This window comes from Pseudomonas sp. BIGb0278, from assembly GCF_024809895.1.
In the GTDB taxonomy this organism is placed as follows: domain Bacteria; phylum Pseudomonadota; class Gammaproteobacteria; order Pseudomonadales; family Pseudomonadaceae; genus Aquipseudomonas; species Aquipseudomonas shirazensis.
Map to the genome: position 1 here is coordinate 35,460 of NZ_JANUEL010000007.1, position 16,333 is coordinate 51,792.

A 16,333-nucleotide genomic window follows, 5' to 3' on the forward strand; every position below is an offset into this window, starting at 1 on the left:
AAATGTGGGGCCGCTGCGCAGCCCTTTCGCGACACAAGGCCGCTCCTACGCCGAGCGCGCCAGGTTTGGAAGAATGGATAGTCAACACAGGAGACATCAAACGTGATCAGCGCACTGGTCCTGTCCACCACCAGCCTCACCCTCGGCTGGCTGGCCTACCTGCCACTGCTGCTCTGGGCCATATCGCGCAGCAGCTGGATCGAACTGTGCAGCGATCGTCGCCGCCAACACCTGCTGTTCGGCGCGATATTCGCCTTGTTTGCGTTATGGCTGGTTCGTCGCGACTTCGACACCGGCGTCTCCTACCACTTCATCGGCATGACTGCCGTAACCCTGCTGCTCGACTGGCCGTTGGCGATCATCGCCGGCTTCATCGCTCAACTCGGGCTGTTGTCGCTCGGCCGGCAGGATTGGGCCGCGCTCGGCATCAACGGCCTGCTGATCGTCGGCCTGCCGGTGCTGGTTACCGAAACCTGCGCGATCCTGGTCGAGCGGGCGCAGCCGCGTAACCTGTTCATCTATATATTTTCAGGCTTTTTCGCCGCTGCGCTGTCAGCCCTGCTGTGCCTGACGGCTGCGCTGGGCCTGCTCTGGGTCGATGGCCTGTTCGCCATGCCCGAGTGGCTGACGGACTTTGTCGGTTACCTGTGGCTGATGATGTTTCCCGAAGCCTTTATCAACGGCATGGTCATCAGTGCACTGGTGGTGTTCTGCCCGGAATGGCTGGAGACCTTCAACCGCACCCGCTACCTGCAGGCGCCGTGGAAGGATGACGAGCGCTGAGGCCCATCACCCAGGCATGGACTCAGTGACGCGGCTCCAGATCAGCCGAATACAACTCATCTTCCGATTCCGGCGCGCCGGCAATCTTGTGTTCCTCAGCCGCCCAGGCGCCAAGGTCGATCAATTTACAGCGGTCGGAGCAAAACGGCCGGTTGACGCTGGCCTCGGTCCATTCCACAGGTGCGCCACAGGTTGGGCAATCAACGGACAACGGCTGGCTCATGGCTGGCCTCCTCGTAAAGTCAGGTAAAAGTGGTGCAACTGGTCGATCTGCTCGTGCAGCCAAGGCACATCGCGATCATTCACCAGCACATCGTCGGCATGCCGCAAACGTTCCTCGCGGGTCGCCTGAGCCGCCAGAATCGCCTGCACCTGCTCAGGGCTGGTGCCGTCGCGCTGCAATGTACGCTGCACTTGTAGCGCCTGCGGCACATCGATCACCAGCACGCGCTGGGTCTTGCGATACTGCCCCGACTCGATCAACAGCGGCGAAACATACACCGCATAGGGCGACTCGGCCTTGGCCAGGTAGCTGAAGATCTCCTGCCCGATCAACGGGTGCAGCAACGCTTCAAGCCAGCGCCGCTGTTCAGGGTCGGCAAAAATCAGCTGGCGCAGTGCCGCTCGATCGAGCTGGCCATCGCCTTGCAGCACGCCCGCGCCAAAGCGCTCGACGATGCTGGCCAACGCTGGCCGCCCAGGCTCGACCACCCAGCGCGCAGCCTGATCAGCGTCGACCAGGTGCACACCCAGCTCGACAAAACGCTCGGCCGCAGCGCTCTTGCCACTGCCGATGCCGCCGGTCAGGCCCAGGATCCAAGGGGAAAACGCCGCAGAGGTCATCAGATTCCAAGCAGTTGCAGGTAAGAGGCGTACATTTCATCACCCCAGAGCACAGCAATCCACCCCGCAATTGCCAGATACGGACCAAACGGCATCGCCGTGCCCAGCGAAGCGTTACGCCAACGCAGCAAACACAGGCCGATCAACGCCCCCACCAGCGATGACAACAGCAGCGTCAACGGCAGCACCTGCCAGCCACCCCAGGCGCCGAACAATGCCAGCAGCTTGAAGTCGCCATAGCCCATGCCGTCCTTGCCGGTCACCAGCTTGAATAGCCAGAACACCGTCCACAGGCTCAGGTAGCCCATCACCGCGCCCCACAGCGCGTCCGGCAACGGCACGAACATACCCGTGGCATTGAGCATCAAACCGATCCACAGCATCGGCAGCACCAGCACATCGGGCAGCAACTGATGCTGGCTGTCGATCAAGCTCAATGCCAGCAGGCACCAGGTCAGTAACAGCGCAGACAGCGCCTGCAGCCCAGGCCCGTAGTGCCATGCCACCACCAGCGACAGCCCGGCGCAGGCCAGCTCCACCAGCGGGTAACGCCTGCTGATCGCGCCCTTGCAGCCCGCGCATTGTCCCCGCAGCAGCAGGTAACTGAGCACAGGAATATTCTCCCAAGCCCGGATCCGATGCCCACAGTGCGGGCAATGCGAAGCCGGCAGCGCCAGATCAAACCGCCCATGTTCGGCGACCGGCAACTCCAGCACCTCCTGCGCTTCACGCTGCCACTGCCGTTCCAGCATGATCGGCAAACGGTGCACCAACACATTGATGAAGCTACCCACCAGCAAGCCCAGCAGTGTCGCCAAACAGGTGAAATAAACCGGCTGTGCGGTCAAAAGCGTCCACAGATTCATATTCAGACCAAACTACCCAACTGGAAAATCGGTAGATACATCGCCACCACCAAACCACCGACCAGTACCCCGAGGATCAGCACGATGGCCGGCTCGAGCAGGCCGGTCAACTGATCCAGCGCCTGGCTCACCTGCTCTTCATAATGACTGGCGGCCTTGCCCAGCATCTGGTTCAGCGTGCCACTGGATTCGCCGATGGCCGCAAGCTGCACCAACAACGGCGGAAACAACCGATCCGCACTCATCGCCTGATGCAACCCCAGCCCGTTGGCCATGCCCTGACGCAAACGCAAGATCGCCTGCTCATGCACCACGCCACCACTGACCGACGCCACTGTCGCCAACGCATCCAGCAATGGCACCCCCGCTGTATACGCTGTGCCCAAACTGCGCGCAAAACGCGCCAGTGCCGCCTGCGCCAGCAACCGCCCCAGCACCGGCACCTCAAGCACCCGCAAAGATATCCACAAGCGCGCCACGGCGTTGTGCCGATACAGCCAACGCAGCGCCACTGTGGATAACACCATCAATGCCCCCAGCCAAGGCGCATGCCGCGCCAGCCCTGTGGACAGGTCCAGCACCCACTGGGTGAACGCCGGCAAGCTCTTGTCAAAACCGGCAAACAACCCCTGAAAGCGCGGCACCACCTCCAGCAGCAGCAGCGCCGAAACCCCCAGCCCCGTCAGTAACAGCAGTAGCGGATAAATCATCGCCTTGCGCACCCGCCGCTGCAGCGCCTGACGCTGCTCAAGCATGTTCGCCAGCTCCTCCAGCTGCCCATCCAGCTTGCCCGACTGCTCACCCACCCGCACCAGGTTGCAGTACAGCCGATCAAACCAAACCGGCTGGCGCTGCAACGCATCCGCCAATCCCAACCCCGCTGCCACATCCTGCTGCAATTTCACCAGCAACCGCCCCAGGCCCTCGTCGCCACCACTGCGCCCCATCACCTCAAACGCCTGCAACAACGGCACCCCCGCCTTCAGCAGCGTCGCCAACTGCCGACTGAAGCCCGCCGCATCCGGCTTACCCCGCCGCTGCGGCCAACTCAGCTGCCAGCCACCAACCGGACGCAGCCGCGCAATGCTGATGCCCTGCCGCACCAGCCCAGCCCGCACCCACGCCGGGCTGCGCCCCTCGCACTGGCCGCTGACCCGGGCACCGCTGCGGTCGGTGCCCTCCCAGGTGTAAATACGCGATGTGGTACTCATGCACAGCTCCTTGCGGCTGATGCGACAAGCCCGGTAACAGCTTGCCGCGCCCATCCATGGGCGGGTTGTGAAGATGCTCACTAGAGTAGTTCAGCGAACATGACGTCCAGCCGAGCAGGGGTGACAAAAGGTGTCTGTTGAGGCCTACTGCGCGCCTGAAAGGCTGACGTCCACAGTGGATGAAGGCTCAGCCGAATCAACAAGGAAACGCGTTCATGAAAGCCCAACAAGGCATCACCCTGATCGAACTGATGATCGTCGTCGCAATCATCGGCATCCTCGCCACCATCGCCGTACCGATGTACACCAATCACCAGGCCCGTACCAAGGCCGCGGCCGGGTTGCTGGAGATATCTGCGCTGAAGACCGCGATGGACTTGCGTTTGAATGAAGGCAAAGACGTGCCCGATGTGGCTGCGCTCGGTGGACAGGCGACTACTGCGCATTGTGCAATTGCTGCCAGTGGCGTTGCGGCCAGTGGGGTAGGGAGTATTGCCTGCACGCTGGTGGAAGCGCCGGGGAATGTGGTGGGCAAGGTGATTACCCTGAGCCGGTCGGCGACTGGGTGGGTTTGTAGTACCGGAATTGAAGAGGATTTGGCGCCTTCGGGGTGTAAGGCTGGCTGAGGCCGTGCTTCGGTCTGTTGCCCTCCGCGCGGGCGGTCTTGAGCTGTGAATCGCGCCTGCGGGATTGAGGAGAAGTAGGGGTTTGCCTAAGCGTTGCGGCTAGTGGTACGTTCGCAACACGCCGGTGTAGCTCAGTCGGTAGAGCAGCGCACTCGTAACGCGAAGGTCGCAGGTTCGATTCCTGTCTCCGGCACCACATCCAGCTCCACTGCATTCCGCTGAATGCTTTGGAAGCCCTCTAAACCGGCCTTATGGCCGGTTTTTCGTTTCCACGACCCTCCGTCGGGAACCAACAAAATCCCCAATAACCGGGGGTATTTTTGGGGTACAGCGTCTTTCCTGAATGGAGAACGTACCCCTATGCCACGCCTAGCCACTCCGCTCAGCGACCTCAAATGCCGCACGGCCAAACCGCGTGATCGTGCTTACAAACTGTTCGACGGCGGGGGTATGTACCTGTACGTCGCGCCCAGTGGCTCGAAGACTTGGCGGCTGCGGTATTTCAAACCCAACGGCAAGGAAGGCACGCTGATCATCGGCAAGTACCCCATCGTTTCATTGGCCGTCGCGAGGACCAAGCGCGATGAGGCCAAGGCCCTGCTGCTCGACAACCTTGATCCGATGGAAGAAAAGCAGAAGGCCAAGATCGCAGCTCAGCGGGCGAGCCTTCTCTTTGAAACCGTTGCCCTAGAGTGGCATGTCGAAATGTCTCGGCGCTGGACTGAGGGCCATGCCAAGACGGTGCTGAGCAGGTTGCGTACCCATGTGTTTCCACTAATTGGCCAGCGGGCTATTGCTGAACTCGACACCCATGATCTCCTTGAGGTCACCCAGCGGATCAAAGATCGCGGCACCATGGATGTAGCCCTGCGTGTGCAGAGCTATCTATCTACGATCATGCGGGGTGCGAAGCGGGCGCGGCAGATCACTCAAAACCCAGCGCTCGATCTGGCCGGCTCGATTCAAGCGCCGCGTACCGTGCACCGTCCTGCACTCTCGCTTAACCGCCTTCCTGAATTGTTGAGCCGAATCGACAATTACACCGGTCGCGAGCTGACCCGGCTCGCAGTGCTACTGACGCTGCATGTGTTCGTGCGCTCCAGCGAACTGCGCTTCGCCCGGTGGGATGAATTCGACCTGCAACGGGCGATGTGGGAGATCCCCGATACCCGCAAGCCGATTGAAGGCGTCCGCTATTCCACACGCGGGACCAAGATGAGTGGGGACATTCAGATAGTGCCGCTGTCGCCGCAAGTCATCGAGATCCTTGAACGGCTGCGCAGCTTGAATCGCTTCTCTGAACTCGTGTTGCCCGGTGACCACAGGTACTGGAAACCCTTGTCGGAGAATACGGTTAACCAGGTGCTGCGCAATATGGGGTACGACACTACCAAGGACGTGTGCGGGCATGGATTCAGGACCATGGCTTGCAGTGCCTTGCTCGAATCAGGGCTGTGGACGGACGCGGCGATTGAGCGGCAGATGAGCCATCAGGAGCGTAACCGCGTACGCGCTGCGTACATCCACAAGGCCCAGTTTCTGGAGCAGCGTCGGTTGATCATGGCGTGGTGGAGTAACTACATCGATGCCAATAGATCGGGCCATGTCACCCCGCATGAGTTTGCCCACCCAGTAGGCGACAACGTCACCGCCTTGCCAAATGGCCATGGCGCATTCAATCGCGGGTGAGCCTGCGAAATCGGCGCGGGCTGCTCTTTTACACGGGTCAATCCAAACAGGGCTGCAAAGCCGCCCTGTTTGGATTGACCTCACTTTGAAAAGCTAGAAGCCACGACGTTGTCCGGGATTTACCACGGAATTCCACCCGTGGATAACCGCTTTTCAGGTCCCAAGTAGCGCTGAATTGCGGCCCTTGACCAGGTTTATCCACAGGCGTAGAACTGGCCGTGCAAGCGCTGTCGATGACAGCACCCAGGTGGCCCGAACCTTGAAGGTCACGCCGCTCCCGCGGTGGTTCTCCCCAAGGGCGATTCGCATCCGGCAGCTCGCCCGGTTACCTCCCCGGTGATGGATGCTCTCTAATCTCATGGCCCTCGTGCGCCAGCTACACCGTACTGTGCTGCCCTGCAGCAACCTATCCGCTTGGCCGACTATTGCACCAACCTGCGCCCGTCTCTTTGTGTGGAAAGAGACGGGCGCTTCTACCACTGCTGCAGCCCTGATCGCACATGGCTTTGCGGCATTCCCCTCGTGACAATCGGCGTGACAAACGCCGATGTCACCAGCAACAGCGCTGTAGATGATGGTGCCGCAGACCAAGGAATGGACTGCACCTGACTGACAGTCAGGCATGCCCCAGTCATCGCATTGCTGCGTTCACCCGGCTCAGGATCTTCAGGCGCTGGTCTCGTCAGCCAGTACTGCCTCCACCCGCCCACCGGTAACGGTGTTCAGGAGGCCAGATCATGAGATGCCCTTGCTCCTGAACGTAAGGAGCCGCCAGTCCCGCGCTAGAGGACATCCCCACAGGTCGCAGGGGCCTTGATCCCTGATAACACTCAACATTCTTGGCGGGATGACGTGGGGCGAGGATCGGAGACCAGGCGATGAGGTGATTCGACATGGCATTGGTGGGTAGACGCAATGGCCGTAATTTCGGCTATGGCAGGCAACTGAGCTACGCGGGGCCGCAGGCGTTGAAAGACATGTTCGGCGGCGGCCACTACGGCACGGTGAAGGCACACTGTGATAGGTGGCAGGCATTCGTCAGATGGTGCCGCTCCGAACAAGGGCCCGGCATCAATGATGCGCGGCAGATTGATCGGAAGGTATTGGCGGACTACGCGGCGTACCTGCGCGACGTGGTAAGGCGCGGTGACCTTGCTGTCAGCACCGCACAAAACCGCCTATCCAGCGTTAACAGGACAATGGCGGCGCTGCGCGGTGATCAGTGTGCGAAATTGCCCGGTCCGAGCAAGGCGTTGGGAATGCAGCGCACCGGAGTTCGCCAATCGGCTCCGCAAGGCCAAGACCGCGAACAGGTTAAGCAAATCGTCGATGCGCTTTGTCACGATCATCAGCAACGGGCCGCAGCGATTGTTCTGTTGGCGCGAGCCACCGGCATGCGCTTGCGTGAAGCTATCTTGGCTGATCTGCCACGACTAACCCGCGAGGCTGACGACCTAGGCAGGATTAACATTCAGGATGGCACCAAAGGCGGTCGCTCCGGCGCTTCGGCGCCCCGTTGGATTGCGGTGGACGACCATATTCGAGGTGCGCTTGGGTTTGCACGGCAGGTGTCGCCTGCGGGCAGCCGCAACCTGATTGCACAACACGAAAGCTACTTTGACGTTCTGCAGGACATCGTCCGCCCGGTAAGAGACATCCTGCACGCACAAAACCTCAAAGGCTTCCATGAGCTACGAGCGGCGTACGCATGTGAGCGCTACGAGCAGATCACCCAACACCCCGCGCCAATCAGTGGTGGTCAATGTTACCAGGTAGATAGGAACCTTGATCACGAGGCCCGGAGGCGAATCAGTTACGAGCTTGGGCACGATCGGATCGACGTGGTCGCGGCCTACATTGGAGGGCGGACATGAACAAGCCATTTGATATGGAGTTGTTCTTGGCCGGCGCGCTAACCGGGTCGCACGCAACGCGGCAACGTCACTTGCGGCAGGCAACGTTTGTTCAGGTTGAAATTGCAAATCGTTGGCAGCGAGAGACACCTTGGGCCTGGAAGAGAAAGCATTTGGCTTGGTTTCTAGAGCATCGCCTAGATCGACACAGCAGGATGACACGGTACTACTACTTTCTGACCGTGCAGTTACTCGTTCGCCGTTTACAAAAAAACATGGGTGTTTAACCTCTGAGCGAGGACCTGATTTTAATAGGTACGATTATCTGCAGTCGACCCGAAGCTGCCGATGGTGGGTGGTAGTTACCGGGCAAAAGCGGCTCTGAATGAGTGGTGCCTACTTAGGGTCAGCTATCTAGCTTGCGAGCTCCTCATGGAGGATTAAGCTTTTCGCATGTTATTGCCGACCTATTCCGTGAATTTCTATTTTCCGTTCAGAATGTGCTGGGGTATCGATCAGGTAAAAAATCATGTTGCAAATCTGGCAGTATTGAGACATCATAGCCGCTGGGCATTGGTGTAATGGTTGCACATTCTGTGAAAGCAGAAAGGTCTCGGTTCGAGTCCGGGATGCCAAAGAAATCTGAGGAGATTTTTTTGGCATCGGGACTCTAGAATATCTGAATTCAATGATCAGTTTCTTGAAAAGCATCACGCAATGGATGCGGTTTTGTGTGCGTTCAGACGTCGTAATTTCTCCCCATTCTCCTCCCGTAGAAAACCCTGAACTGATCATTTCAAGGGCTGCATATGCAAGCAACCCAGAAAAAGTCATAGCTTCAGTTAAACGGTTTCACGACGAAAACTTTCAACAGGTTTCTAAGGCACTCGACTTAGCTGAAAAGCAGTTGAGGAAATGTATTGCTAAGCCTGCTAAAAAAGACCCAGCTGAAGACGTGGCGAATGAAGTTACTTGTACTCGCCTTTACACATTGATATTGGGGGTGTGGTGTGAAGCACGCCTTCATAAACTTCTATATGAAGCCAGCGCTTTTAGCGAGGCTGAAAGGTCTGTAGTGTATAATACTAAGTCTATTGAGCAGCGCTGGCAGGCCGCTTTAGATATAGGTATGAAAAGACACGCTTCGCTAGCAAGCTCTGCGGAAATTTCTGGTGATACTCTTGGGTTTTCCAGGTTCAAAATCTATGAGGAAATTCGTAATTGGATAACCTTATATTTGTCGCCCGCTATGACGCTAAGGAATAAAATCGCCCATACGCAGTGGGTTAAAACTTTCGGTAATATGCAGGGTGAATGGGTCAATAGTTCTGATTTCAGTGTAAGTCAGTCCTCTATGGATTTATTGATGCGTGAAAATCTACTGACGACTAAGCTGAAATTTGAATTGATAAAAGAAGTATCTATTACGATTAATAATCTTGCCGTTAATAATGCCAAATTTCAAACTGCTGATTTTGATGAGCGTCACAGGGTAGTTTCTGCGGTAGTGTCAAAACTCAAGTCCGCTAACTATGCAGAGTATCGAGCTGGAATTGTCGATAAATTTGGCTCTTAAAGAATACTTACACTGGCTAACAGAGATGGCTGATGTAAGTGTAGATCATTAATATTTGGCGGTCCTCCTGTAGCATTGATCCATTCTATTCCATTTTATTAACAAGGTATGGATATCGGCTTCGTGTCAAAAACGGCCATGGTGTCCAGAAGCTTCCGAACTTCAAGCGAACTTCCTCCGGCTGGTAATCAAGAAGAGACTATCTTGAGACTACCTCATGGCATTATTGCCAGTCACGTCCGTCTGCCTCAGTACCCAATTTAACCACCATCGTATTTAATTAATCGCCTTTGGGTCTATGAACCGGCCATATGGCCGGTTCCCTATTAAGTTTGTCTAGCTTGCTAAAGTCTCCATTTGTATTAATGGTGAGTCTGTTTGGTATGGTTAAGGCTTGGATTGGTTGCGCTTGTATACCGTGCAGTCTCTAAATATTGGTACCGAAATGACTTCAGCGACTTTTGCGTCAAATGTCTCGATGTTGTATTCAGGCCATACGGAGTTTACCAATTCATGCATGTAAGCCATGATTGAGCATTGTTCGCGACTTGGTCCAGTTTGAACTAGTTCGTCAGGCCAAGGAGCGGAGGAGAAGTCTTCGATTTCGAGGACGTTGGCCATCGGTTCGTAATGGGCATAAAAATCCCTAAATAATACGTCGTCGTCGTCATCATACTCAATGGATCCGTCGTGAACTATTAGTATGTCAGTATCTTCTAGGAATTTTATTAGATCCCCATAATTAATAGGGGTGCCCATTAATTTGCCAAAAATCAGGGTTTCTGGCCCAGATCCAAAATGTGCTAGCAAACTACTAGAGGAAATATTAATTGTTTTGGAGTTCTGTAGGATTTTTGCTTGCTCTTGAGCCCATGATTCTAAGTCGCTAGTGCTCATGATGGGGTTGGCAGATCTTCTAGCTAAGTCGTGTTGTTGGTGAGAAATTGCTACGCCCATAATGTCTTCGACAATACCCGCACGAATACCATTTATGACTCCGATTCCGACGGATGCATCCGAAAAGTTGCGATGGCTATCATAGAGCGCGAAACGACCAAGAATTTTTCCCGTACTGTCTTTTAATATGGTCATGTTTGACCAAGGGCCAATGCTTCCCATTCCTGCAATTTTTGGGTGCTTGAAGTAGGTAGGCGAGATCCGTTTTGCTAATGTATATGGGTCAATTTCGAGCCAGTCGTTTGCTTTTATTGTTCGCGTCCTCTCCTGGCTGTATTCTTTTGTATAGAGGTTAATGTCAAGTGTCGGCGCTAGTCTTCCGCAGATCTCGGATAGGTTTAGTAGTGCAACTCCTGTCTCTGCAGGGTGGCCTGTATGTCGAAGTTTGTTAAGTACATTGCTTTCAATCTTCACCGAGACTCGGGTTCCAGGGCGTCTCAAGCGCTCACTATCGCTCGGTCGACGAAGGACCGGGCGTTGATCGGGGCCGTTGTTGAACTCAAGCGCCCACTGTAATCCCTCATTTTCTTTCTGCTCAATCCGTCGGGTTACAACTTTAATTTGACTGCCTAACATGAAAATGGAAAAAAAGCCTATTCCGAACTGTCCTGTGGCTTGGAAACCTGTTGCTAGTAAGTCAGTCCATTCTCCATCAAGTTCGCTACTGCACCATAGCGACTTACCAAAATCTAATAAGACATTGGTTATGACATATCTGCTCATTCCTAGGCCAGTATCGGTAATATGTAGCCAATCGCCGGAAGAGGTATTTTCGAGTGAAACTTCAATCTCGCCTTCATCTTCTCCGAGTCCGCCAAGTTTTCTGCATGCACGTATTGCATCGGTAGAGTTTTGTAGTAGCTCTTTGAGGGCGTTTGAAGGGTCTTGGCCGTATAACTTTTCCCCGCCAAATCGCTTCACTGTTTCTTGAATATTTGTGATTTTAATACTTGCATCGATAGGGTGCCATCCTTCTACGGGGACCACTTTTGAGAAGTCTTCGGGAGTATGGGAGTGGGCGACAGTATTGACTGCTAGCCGAGGCCTACGAAAATCCATCAATAGTCTGTCGGCAGCTTTCAGTTCGTTGTCAATCATGCGAGCGGTATCATAAGCTAACCACCATGATTCCTGTTCGCTAATTGGAAAACTTGAGCCGCTTATGCAAAGTTCTTTACGGCTTTCATCGGTGTCGCGCGTTGGTTTGTTAATTCTTGATTGGAAATCCCAATGTAACTTTGAAACGCCCTGTGGATTAATCAAGGCTTGCAGAAATCTCGGCGCCCGCTCCGAGTCCACATGAGCGGCGTCGGCTGTTCGCAAAAGAATCGCAATTTTTAGAATGTCAACTCCCCAAGGTGCGGGGTGAATGCAAGTAGGAGGAGTTATCTTGTAGTCACTGAAGCTTTCTAACTGATGAGGATATAGCCAATGACTCTCGGCGATAATGCCGATTGCCTCTGCGTAGGCTCTACGGAGCTCTTCATTCGGAAGCAAATACATAGGATCTTGATCATTTGGCGCTTTCCAACTTTGCCGAGCTAGAACTCGAGCTTGAGTTGGGTGAAGGGTTCGTAAAACATCGAATAATATGTTCTGGAATTCTTCCGTGCCGCGCTGGACATTATCGGGGGAGACATTCCGTTTCAAGCAGGAGGTGACCCACTGTGGTAAGCTTATTACCTCATCAACTCCCCCTGGGAAGGCGGCGATACAGTGGGCTGAGTCATGCAAAAGAAATGCGCCGCCAAGTAAAAAGGCTTCGGCTGCATTTAGTTCATATTTTGGACCTGCAATCTCGGACGCTGTCCACCATAGCGCGTCGATATGTGTTATATCATGAACTGTCAAGCTGGGAAGGTCTTTTTGTATTTGTGCGACTAACTTAGAGACTCGTTCACGAAATTCGTGTAAAGCGTTAGATAGGAAGAGTCTCTTATCATCATAAATATCGCCGCGAGGTCCAAAAGCCTCTGTCCATAAAGGGGCGCTGCGGTAATCTTTCATCCTAAAGCCAATTCCTAGTAGTCTCTCGTTGGGTGGCCAGCTTAGGAGTTATTGTGTGTGCCTCCCAAGTCGACGTAGACAGTTCAGCCGTTGTATGAATCGTGGTGTTGATAGCGTATAGCGATTGCTCTTGTAAGCATAGTAAAACAGTTCGCGTCCAACCGATCACACGCTATTCATCAACGAAGCTTGGCCTGGTACGGGAAAATGACCGGCTTGGCAGGCTGATCACTTTTGTTCGATCTGGACGTTGCCACCGTGGTCAGGAGGTTTGCTGTCAGTCAGCTCACGCCAGTGGTGACGGGGACATTTTCATTCAAGCACGCAAGAGTTGATTTCGGCGACAGCATTCAAGCCTTCACGGGGAAAGCAAAAAGCTCAAAAATCTCGATTCGATTCCAGCGAAAGCTATAACTAGCTGAAACTGACCACGCTGTTTGTACTGTCGAATCTGTGGATGGTGCGCCGGCAATTGTTATCTGCTACGGGAGAGGTGCGTCCATGAGGGCAGAAAACCAAGGCTTTGCCTTGGTTATCCAGAAATCAACGGCTGACAATCGGGCTATTCGGCATCTCAAACCACGCATTTCCGGCTGATGAGCAACTTATTCGGAATTTCCCTAAAGGATATCCGAGGGGATGGCGTCCTTGGCGTACATTGACCTTCCAGCACATTCCCTGTCAATTGACCGTCCCACCCATACTCTGTCAATTTTACTGACAGGGTATTTACTAAGCAACGACCTCCGTTGCTTCCTCATTCACTCTTAGAGAATATTCGTTTGAGTGGTTTTAATGGTGTTCACTGTCCAAATGGGTAAGGATGCTGCGGCGCCTCGAATGTGGCATCTTCGACAGATTGAGTGTCTATAAATACGACTTTGGTCTAGGTGATGACGGGGATTCGTTAGTGTGCTGACGTCAAATTTATGATGTTGAAAACTCCCGATTTTGGTGATATCAAAAGAGCATCACTGAGCGAGAGTACTGTAATTTTGATTTCGACCGACTCCCTTCGCAACGCCGCATACCGAAGATCCCAATTCAATGGGCAGGCTAGATCGATTCAGCAGGCCAAGAGTCTCGGCCAGTCAACTATTTTTCTATCTCATAGTCATAAAGACCACACGTTGGCCTTGGGCTTTGCGCAGCTCCTGCAAGATGCGGGCTGCCGAGTTTATATCGACTGGCTGGATGGTGAGATGCCTGAACGACCAAACAAAGAAACAGCGGCCCGGATTCAGCTCAAGATTAAGGAAAACGATTACTTTGTTTACCTTGCGACCGAAAATTCCTCCAAGTCACGCTGGTGCCCCTGGGAAATAGGCTACGCAGACGGTGTCAAGATCACGGACCGCATTGTAATTGCGCCTACTCGCGACAGATCTGCCACATATGGCCAGGAGTACCTCGGCCTTTATCGACATATAGATTTGGCCTCGGATGGTCAGTTGGCTGTATTTGATCCGAACATGAGTAATGGGCGGTACGCGAAAACTATTTGGTAACAAACACAAAGGAAGATGTGATGGCTCGTAAGTGCTTCTTTAGTTTTCATTATGTTCCCGACAATTGGCGCGCAAGCACCATTCGCCAGATTGGTGCAATCGAGGGTAACCCACCGGCGCTGGACAACGATTGGGAAACTGTGACCAAAGGTGGCGATGCTGCAATCCAGAAATGGATCGACTCTCAGATGGAGGGACGTACGTGTGCCGTTATCTTGATTGGCGAAAATACGGCTAAGCGCAAGTGGATTGACTACGAAATCAAAAAAGCGTGGAAGAACGGCATGGGGGTGCTCGGCATCCACATTCACGGCATCAAAAACTCGGCGGGGAACACGTCCCTGAAAGGGTCGAATCCGTTTGCTCACCTGAGCCTAGGGGATAAGGTATTTTCGTCTGTTGTTAAAGTCTACGATCCGCAAGGGCTAGACAGTAAGGCAAAGTACAACTATATCTCCGACAATATTGATGCTTGGATCGAAGAAGCCATCAAGATTCGTAAGAGTAATTAAGTACCATGTACGATCGGCCGCTCATTGCTCCGGCAATCTGCGGCTTTTTTATGAGCGCGAAAGCATGAAGTTTAACGGTGAAATCAATAGCTTTATCCGAGATTTCGTTAAAGATCTCAGTGAAAATAATGCGGCCATCTTCGCAGGAGCAGGGCTGTCTAAGTCCTCAGGGTACGTAAATTGGAAGGAGCTGTTAACAGATATCGCGGAGGAATTGGAGCTTAAAATTGGTCTTGAAAGTGATCTGATTTCTCTTGCTCAGTATCATGTTAACAAGACCAAAGGCCCCGCGAAGCTGACTCGAAAAATCGTAGAAGAATTTTCACACCAAGCGGAGCCTTCGGAGAACCATAAAATTCTGGCGCGCCTTCCTATCAGGACGTTCTGGACTACAAACTACGATACTTTGATCGAGGATTCGCTCAAGCAGGCGTATAAGGTTGCGGATGTTAAGCATAAGCTAAGTCAGCTCAACATTACCAGGCCCAAGCGCGATGCAGTGGTTTATAAGATGCATGGTTGCGTATCGGACGCCGCCCATGCCATTCTCTACAAAAACCAGTACGAAACTTATCATCGCGATTATGCTCCTTTTGTAACTGCTCTAAGTGGTGACTTAGTTTCCAAGACTTTTCTATTTATAGGCTTCAGTTTCTCTGATCCTAATCTGGACTATGTGTTAAGCCGTCTTCATACATCTACTATCAAAACGCACTACTGTTTTGTAAAGCGCGAAGATGCTGAGCCTGGTGATGATGAGGAAATGCATCAATATAAACGGCGTAAACAAGAGTTTCGTGTGGAAGATTTGCGGCGCTATGGTATTCAGCCAATCATGGTTGATAAATACTCGGATATAACTGAGATTTTGCGTGAGATTGAGCGGCGCTACCTCAAGAAAACTGTTTTTATTTCTGGGAGCGCTGAGGTCTACGGCGAGTGGGGGCGAGATAAATCATTAAAATTCATCCATGCGCTAGCTTCTGAGCTAGTACTAAAAGATCGTCGAGTCGTGAACGGATTTGGCTGGGGTGTCGGTAGTGCGGTAATTAATGGCGCCCTAGATGCGATTTACAAATATCCGGAGAAATACTCTGAGGACCAGCTGGTTATGCGGCCATTCCCGCAATTTCCGAGCGCGGGTCAAGATTTAAAGCAGTTGTGGGAGGAGTATCGTCAGCGGATGATAGGGCTGTCAGGAGTGAGTATTTTCATTTTTGGCAATAAGATTGATAACGAACAGCTTGTCATCGCTAATGGTGTTGTCCGGGAGGCTGAAATTGCGATTGAGCAGGGTCGAATAGTCATTCCGGTGGCCGCGACAGGATTCGCTGCTGCGGAGGTTTACAACATGATCAAGGCTAAGCCGGAGCTATATGATGCTCACAAATGGCTTTTAGTTGTTATTGATGAACTTGCCGATCCTGCGTTGTCCTGCGAGGAAATCGTCAAGAAAATTGCTGATGCGATCGTTAAACTAGATAAGTAGTCTTACATTGTAAATTGAAATGACTAAGGTGCGTCGTAATGGCGTTGTGGTTGCAGTTGGCAGTACCTGAAAATTTCCGGTACTGCCAGCAACGAGGGTAGTAGCCACAGCACATAGATCAAGCTTAGGTCCCCCGCATTAAAAGCTTGTGGTCTAAGCATGCTTTCAGATCATGCGCAAACGGGCGGCTTGGCCGTCAACCAAATGTGAGATTGTTACCCGTAACGCGTTTGAGTGATCGCTCATTTCAAACGCTGTCCCGATACGAACCAGCCAGCCTTTCTCCGCAAACTCGGAGTCAAAGGTGACAGATTTAATTCTTGTGAAGTTCACAGATGAAACATAAACTTTGAGCCTACACTGCTTCAAGGGACGTCAGGAGGCGATACTCGAATCGTTCTCTTGAAGGTTGT

At 53.3% G+C, this 16,333-nt stretch carries 14 protein-coding genes and 2 tRNA genes; 11 read left to right on the forward strand and 5 right to left on the reverse strand.

Features of this window, described 5'->3' with window-relative positions; translation table 11 throughout:
* Positions 1-102 precede the first annotated feature (102 nt).
* A complete protein-coding gene (locus M2396_RS20595; RefSeq protein ID WP_150569980.1) occupies positions 103-783 on the forward strand; it encodes an energy-coupling factor ABC transporter permease in 681 nt (226 codons plus the stop codon).
* A gap of 22 nt (positions 784-805) precedes the next feature.
* Here M2396_RS20595 and yacG read toward each other — a convergent pair whose 3' ends face one another.
* The 4 genes from yacG to M2396_RS20615 are packed head-to-tail and all read right to left on the reverse strand — an operon-like array spanning position 806 to position 3,703.
* Positions 806-1,006 (reverse strand): DNA gyrase inhibitor YacG, encoded by a 201-nt coding sequence (gene yacG, locus M2396_RS20600; RefSeq protein ID WP_101316256.1) that lies wholly within the window; start codon positions 1,004-1,006, stop codon positions 806-808.
* A complete protein-coding gene (coaE, locus tag M2396_RS20605; protein ID WP_259077612.1) occupies positions 1,003-1,626 on the reverse strand; it encodes a dephospho-CoA kinase in 624 nt (207 codons plus the stop codon). Before coaE ends, yacG begins: the two co-directional genes overlap by 4 nt.
* Positions 1,626-2,492 (reverse strand): A24 family peptidase, encoded by an 867-nt coding sequence (locus tag M2396_RS20610; protein ID WP_150569981.1) that lies wholly within the window; start codon positions 2,490-2,492, stop codon positions 1,626-1,628. The genes coaE and M2396_RS20610 overlap by 1 nt, the downstream gene beginning before the upstream one ends.
* Positions 2,493-2,494: 2 nt before the next feature.
* Complete coding sequence (locus M2396_RS20615; protein ID WP_259077614.1) at positions 2,495-3,703, reverse strand: type II secretion system F family protein; 1,209 nt, start codon at positions 3,701-3,703, stop codon at positions 2,495-2,497.
* 215 nt (positions 3,704-3,918) lie between these two features.
* Between M2396_RS20615 and M2396_RS20620 the strand changes: the two genes are divergently transcribed.
* The 7 genes from M2396_RS20620 (at position 3,919) to M2396_RS20650 (ending at position 9,447) form a co-directional block, all read left to right on the forward strand.
* On the forward strand, positions 3,919-4,329 hold the full coding sequence (locus tag M2396_RS20620; protein ID WP_259077617.1) for a pilin: 411 nt from the start codon (positions 3,919-3,921) through the stop codon (positions 4,327-4,329).
* A 120-nt stretch (positions 4,330-4,449) separates the two neighbouring features.
* Positions 4,450-4,525, forward strand: a tRNA-Thr gene (locus M2396_RS20625).
* A gap of 164 nt (positions 4,526-4,689) precedes the next feature.
* Positions 4,690-6,018, forward strand: coding sequence for a phage integrase central domain-containing protein (locus M2396_RS20630; protein WP_259077619.1), 1,329 nt, complete (start codon positions 4,690-4,692; stop codon positions 6,016-6,018).
* Positions 6,019-6,911: 893 nt separating this feature from the next.
* On the forward strand, positions 6,912-7,892 hold the full coding sequence (locus M2396_RS20635; protein ID WP_259077621.1) for an integrase domain-containing protein: 981 nt from the start codon (positions 6,912-6,914) through the stop codon (positions 7,890-7,892).
* Positions 7,889-8,158 carry a hypothetical protein gene (locus M2396_RS20640; RefSeq protein WP_259077623.1) on the forward strand — a complete coding sequence of 90 codons (270 nt, stop codon included), beginning with the start codon at positions 7,889-7,891 and terminating at the stop codon, positions 8,156-8,158. The genes M2396_RS20635 and M2396_RS20640 overlap by 4 nt, the downstream gene beginning before the upstream one ends.
* Positions 8,159-8,438: 280 nt before the next feature.
* Positions 8,439-8,507, forward strand: a tRNA-His gene (locus M2396_RS20645).
* Positions 8,508-8,571: 64 nt separating this feature from the next.
* Positions 8,572-9,447 carry a hypothetical protein gene (locus tag M2396_RS20650; RefSeq protein WP_259077625.1) on the forward strand — a complete coding sequence of 292 codons (876 nt, stop codon included), beginning with the start codon at positions 8,572-8,574 and terminating at the stop codon, positions 9,445-9,447.
* 387 nt (positions 9,448-9,834) lie between these two features.
* On the opposite strand, the gene M2396_RS20655 is transcribed toward M2396_RS20650, so the two are convergent.
* Positions 9,835-12,411: an ATP-binding protein gene (locus M2396_RS20655; RefSeq protein WP_259077626.1), complete on the reverse strand. Its 2,577-nt coding sequence runs from the start codon at positions 12,409-12,411 to the stop codon at positions 9,835-9,837.
* A 929-nt stretch (positions 12,412-13,340) separates the two neighbouring features.
* Here M2396_RS20655 and M2396_RS20660 point away from each other — a divergent pair.
* The 3 genes from M2396_RS20660 (at position 13,341) to M2396_RS20670 (ending at position 15,920) form a co-directional block, all read left to right on the forward strand.
* Positions 13,341-13,919, forward strand: a complete 579-nt coding sequence (locus M2396_RS20660) for a toll/interleukin-1 receptor domain-containing protein (RefSeq protein WP_259077627.1) — start codon at positions 13,341-13,343, stop codon at positions 13,917-13,919.
* Between the two features lie 20 nt (positions 13,920-13,939).
* Positions 13,940-14,431 (forward strand): TIR domain-containing protein, encoded by a 492-nt coding sequence (locus M2396_RS20665; protein WP_259077628.1) that lies wholly within the window; start codon positions 13,940-13,942, stop codon positions 14,429-14,431.
* Positions 14,432-14,495: 64 nt separating this feature from the next.
* On the forward strand, positions 14,496-15,920 hold the full coding sequence (locus M2396_RS20670) for an SIR2 family protein (protein ID WP_259077631.1): 1,425 nt from the start codon (positions 14,496-14,498) through the stop codon (positions 15,918-15,920).
* Positions 15,921-16,333: the final 413 nt, after the last annotated feature.

What these genes read in the sequence shown, in the direction of transcription:
- M2396_RS20670 (WP_259077631.1), top strand. Translation starts at nt 14,496, where the DNA reads ATGAAGTTTAACGGTGAAATCAATAGCTTTATCCGAGATTTCGTTAAA.
- M2396_RS20630 (WP_259077619.1), top strand. Translation starts at nt 4,690, where the DNA reads ATGCCACGCCTAGCCACTCCGCTCAGCGACCTCAAATGCCGCACGGCC.
- M2396_RS20635 (WP_259077621.1), top strand. Translation starts at nt 6,912, where the DNA reads ATGGCATTGGTGGGTAGACGCAATGGCCGTAATTTCGGCTATGGCAGG.
- M2396_RS20660 (WP_259077627.1), top strand. Translation starts at nt 13,341, where the DNA reads ATGATGTTGAAAACTCCCGATTTTGGTGATATCAAAAGAGCATCACTG.
- coaE (WP_259077612.1), bottom strand. Translation starts at nt 1,626, where the DNA reads ATGACCTCTGCGGCGTTTTCCCCTTGGATCCTGGGCCTGACCGGCGGC.
- M2396_RS20615 (WP_259077614.1), bottom strand. Translation starts at nt 3,703, where the DNA reads ATGAGTACCACATCGCGTATTTACACCTGGGAGGGCACCGACCGCAGC.
- M2396_RS20640 (WP_259077623.1), top strand. Translation starts at nt 7,889, where the DNA reads ATGAACAAGCCATTTGATATGGAGTTGTTCTTGGCCGGCGCGCTAACC.
- M2396_RS20655 (WP_259077626.1), bottom strand. Translation starts at nt 12,411, where the DNA reads ATGAAAGATTACCGCAGCGCCCCTTTATGGACAGAGGCTTTTGGACCT.
- M2396_RS20620 (WP_259077617.1), top strand. Translation starts at nt 3,919, where the DNA reads ATGAAAGCCCAACAAGGCATCACCCTGATCGAACTGATGATCGTCGTC.
- M2396_RS20610 (WP_150569981.1), bottom strand. Translation starts at nt 2,492, where the DNA reads ATGAATCTGTGGACGCTTTTGACCGCACAGCCGGTTTATTTCACCTGT.
- yacG (WP_101316256.1), bottom strand. Translation starts at nt 1,006, where the DNA reads ATGAGCCAGCCGTTGTCCGTTGATTGCCCAACCTGTGGCGCACCTGTG.
- M2396_RS20665 (WP_259077628.1), top strand. Translation starts at nt 13,940, where the DNA reads ATGGCTCGTAAGTGCTTCTTTAGTTTTCATTATGTTCCCGACAATTGG.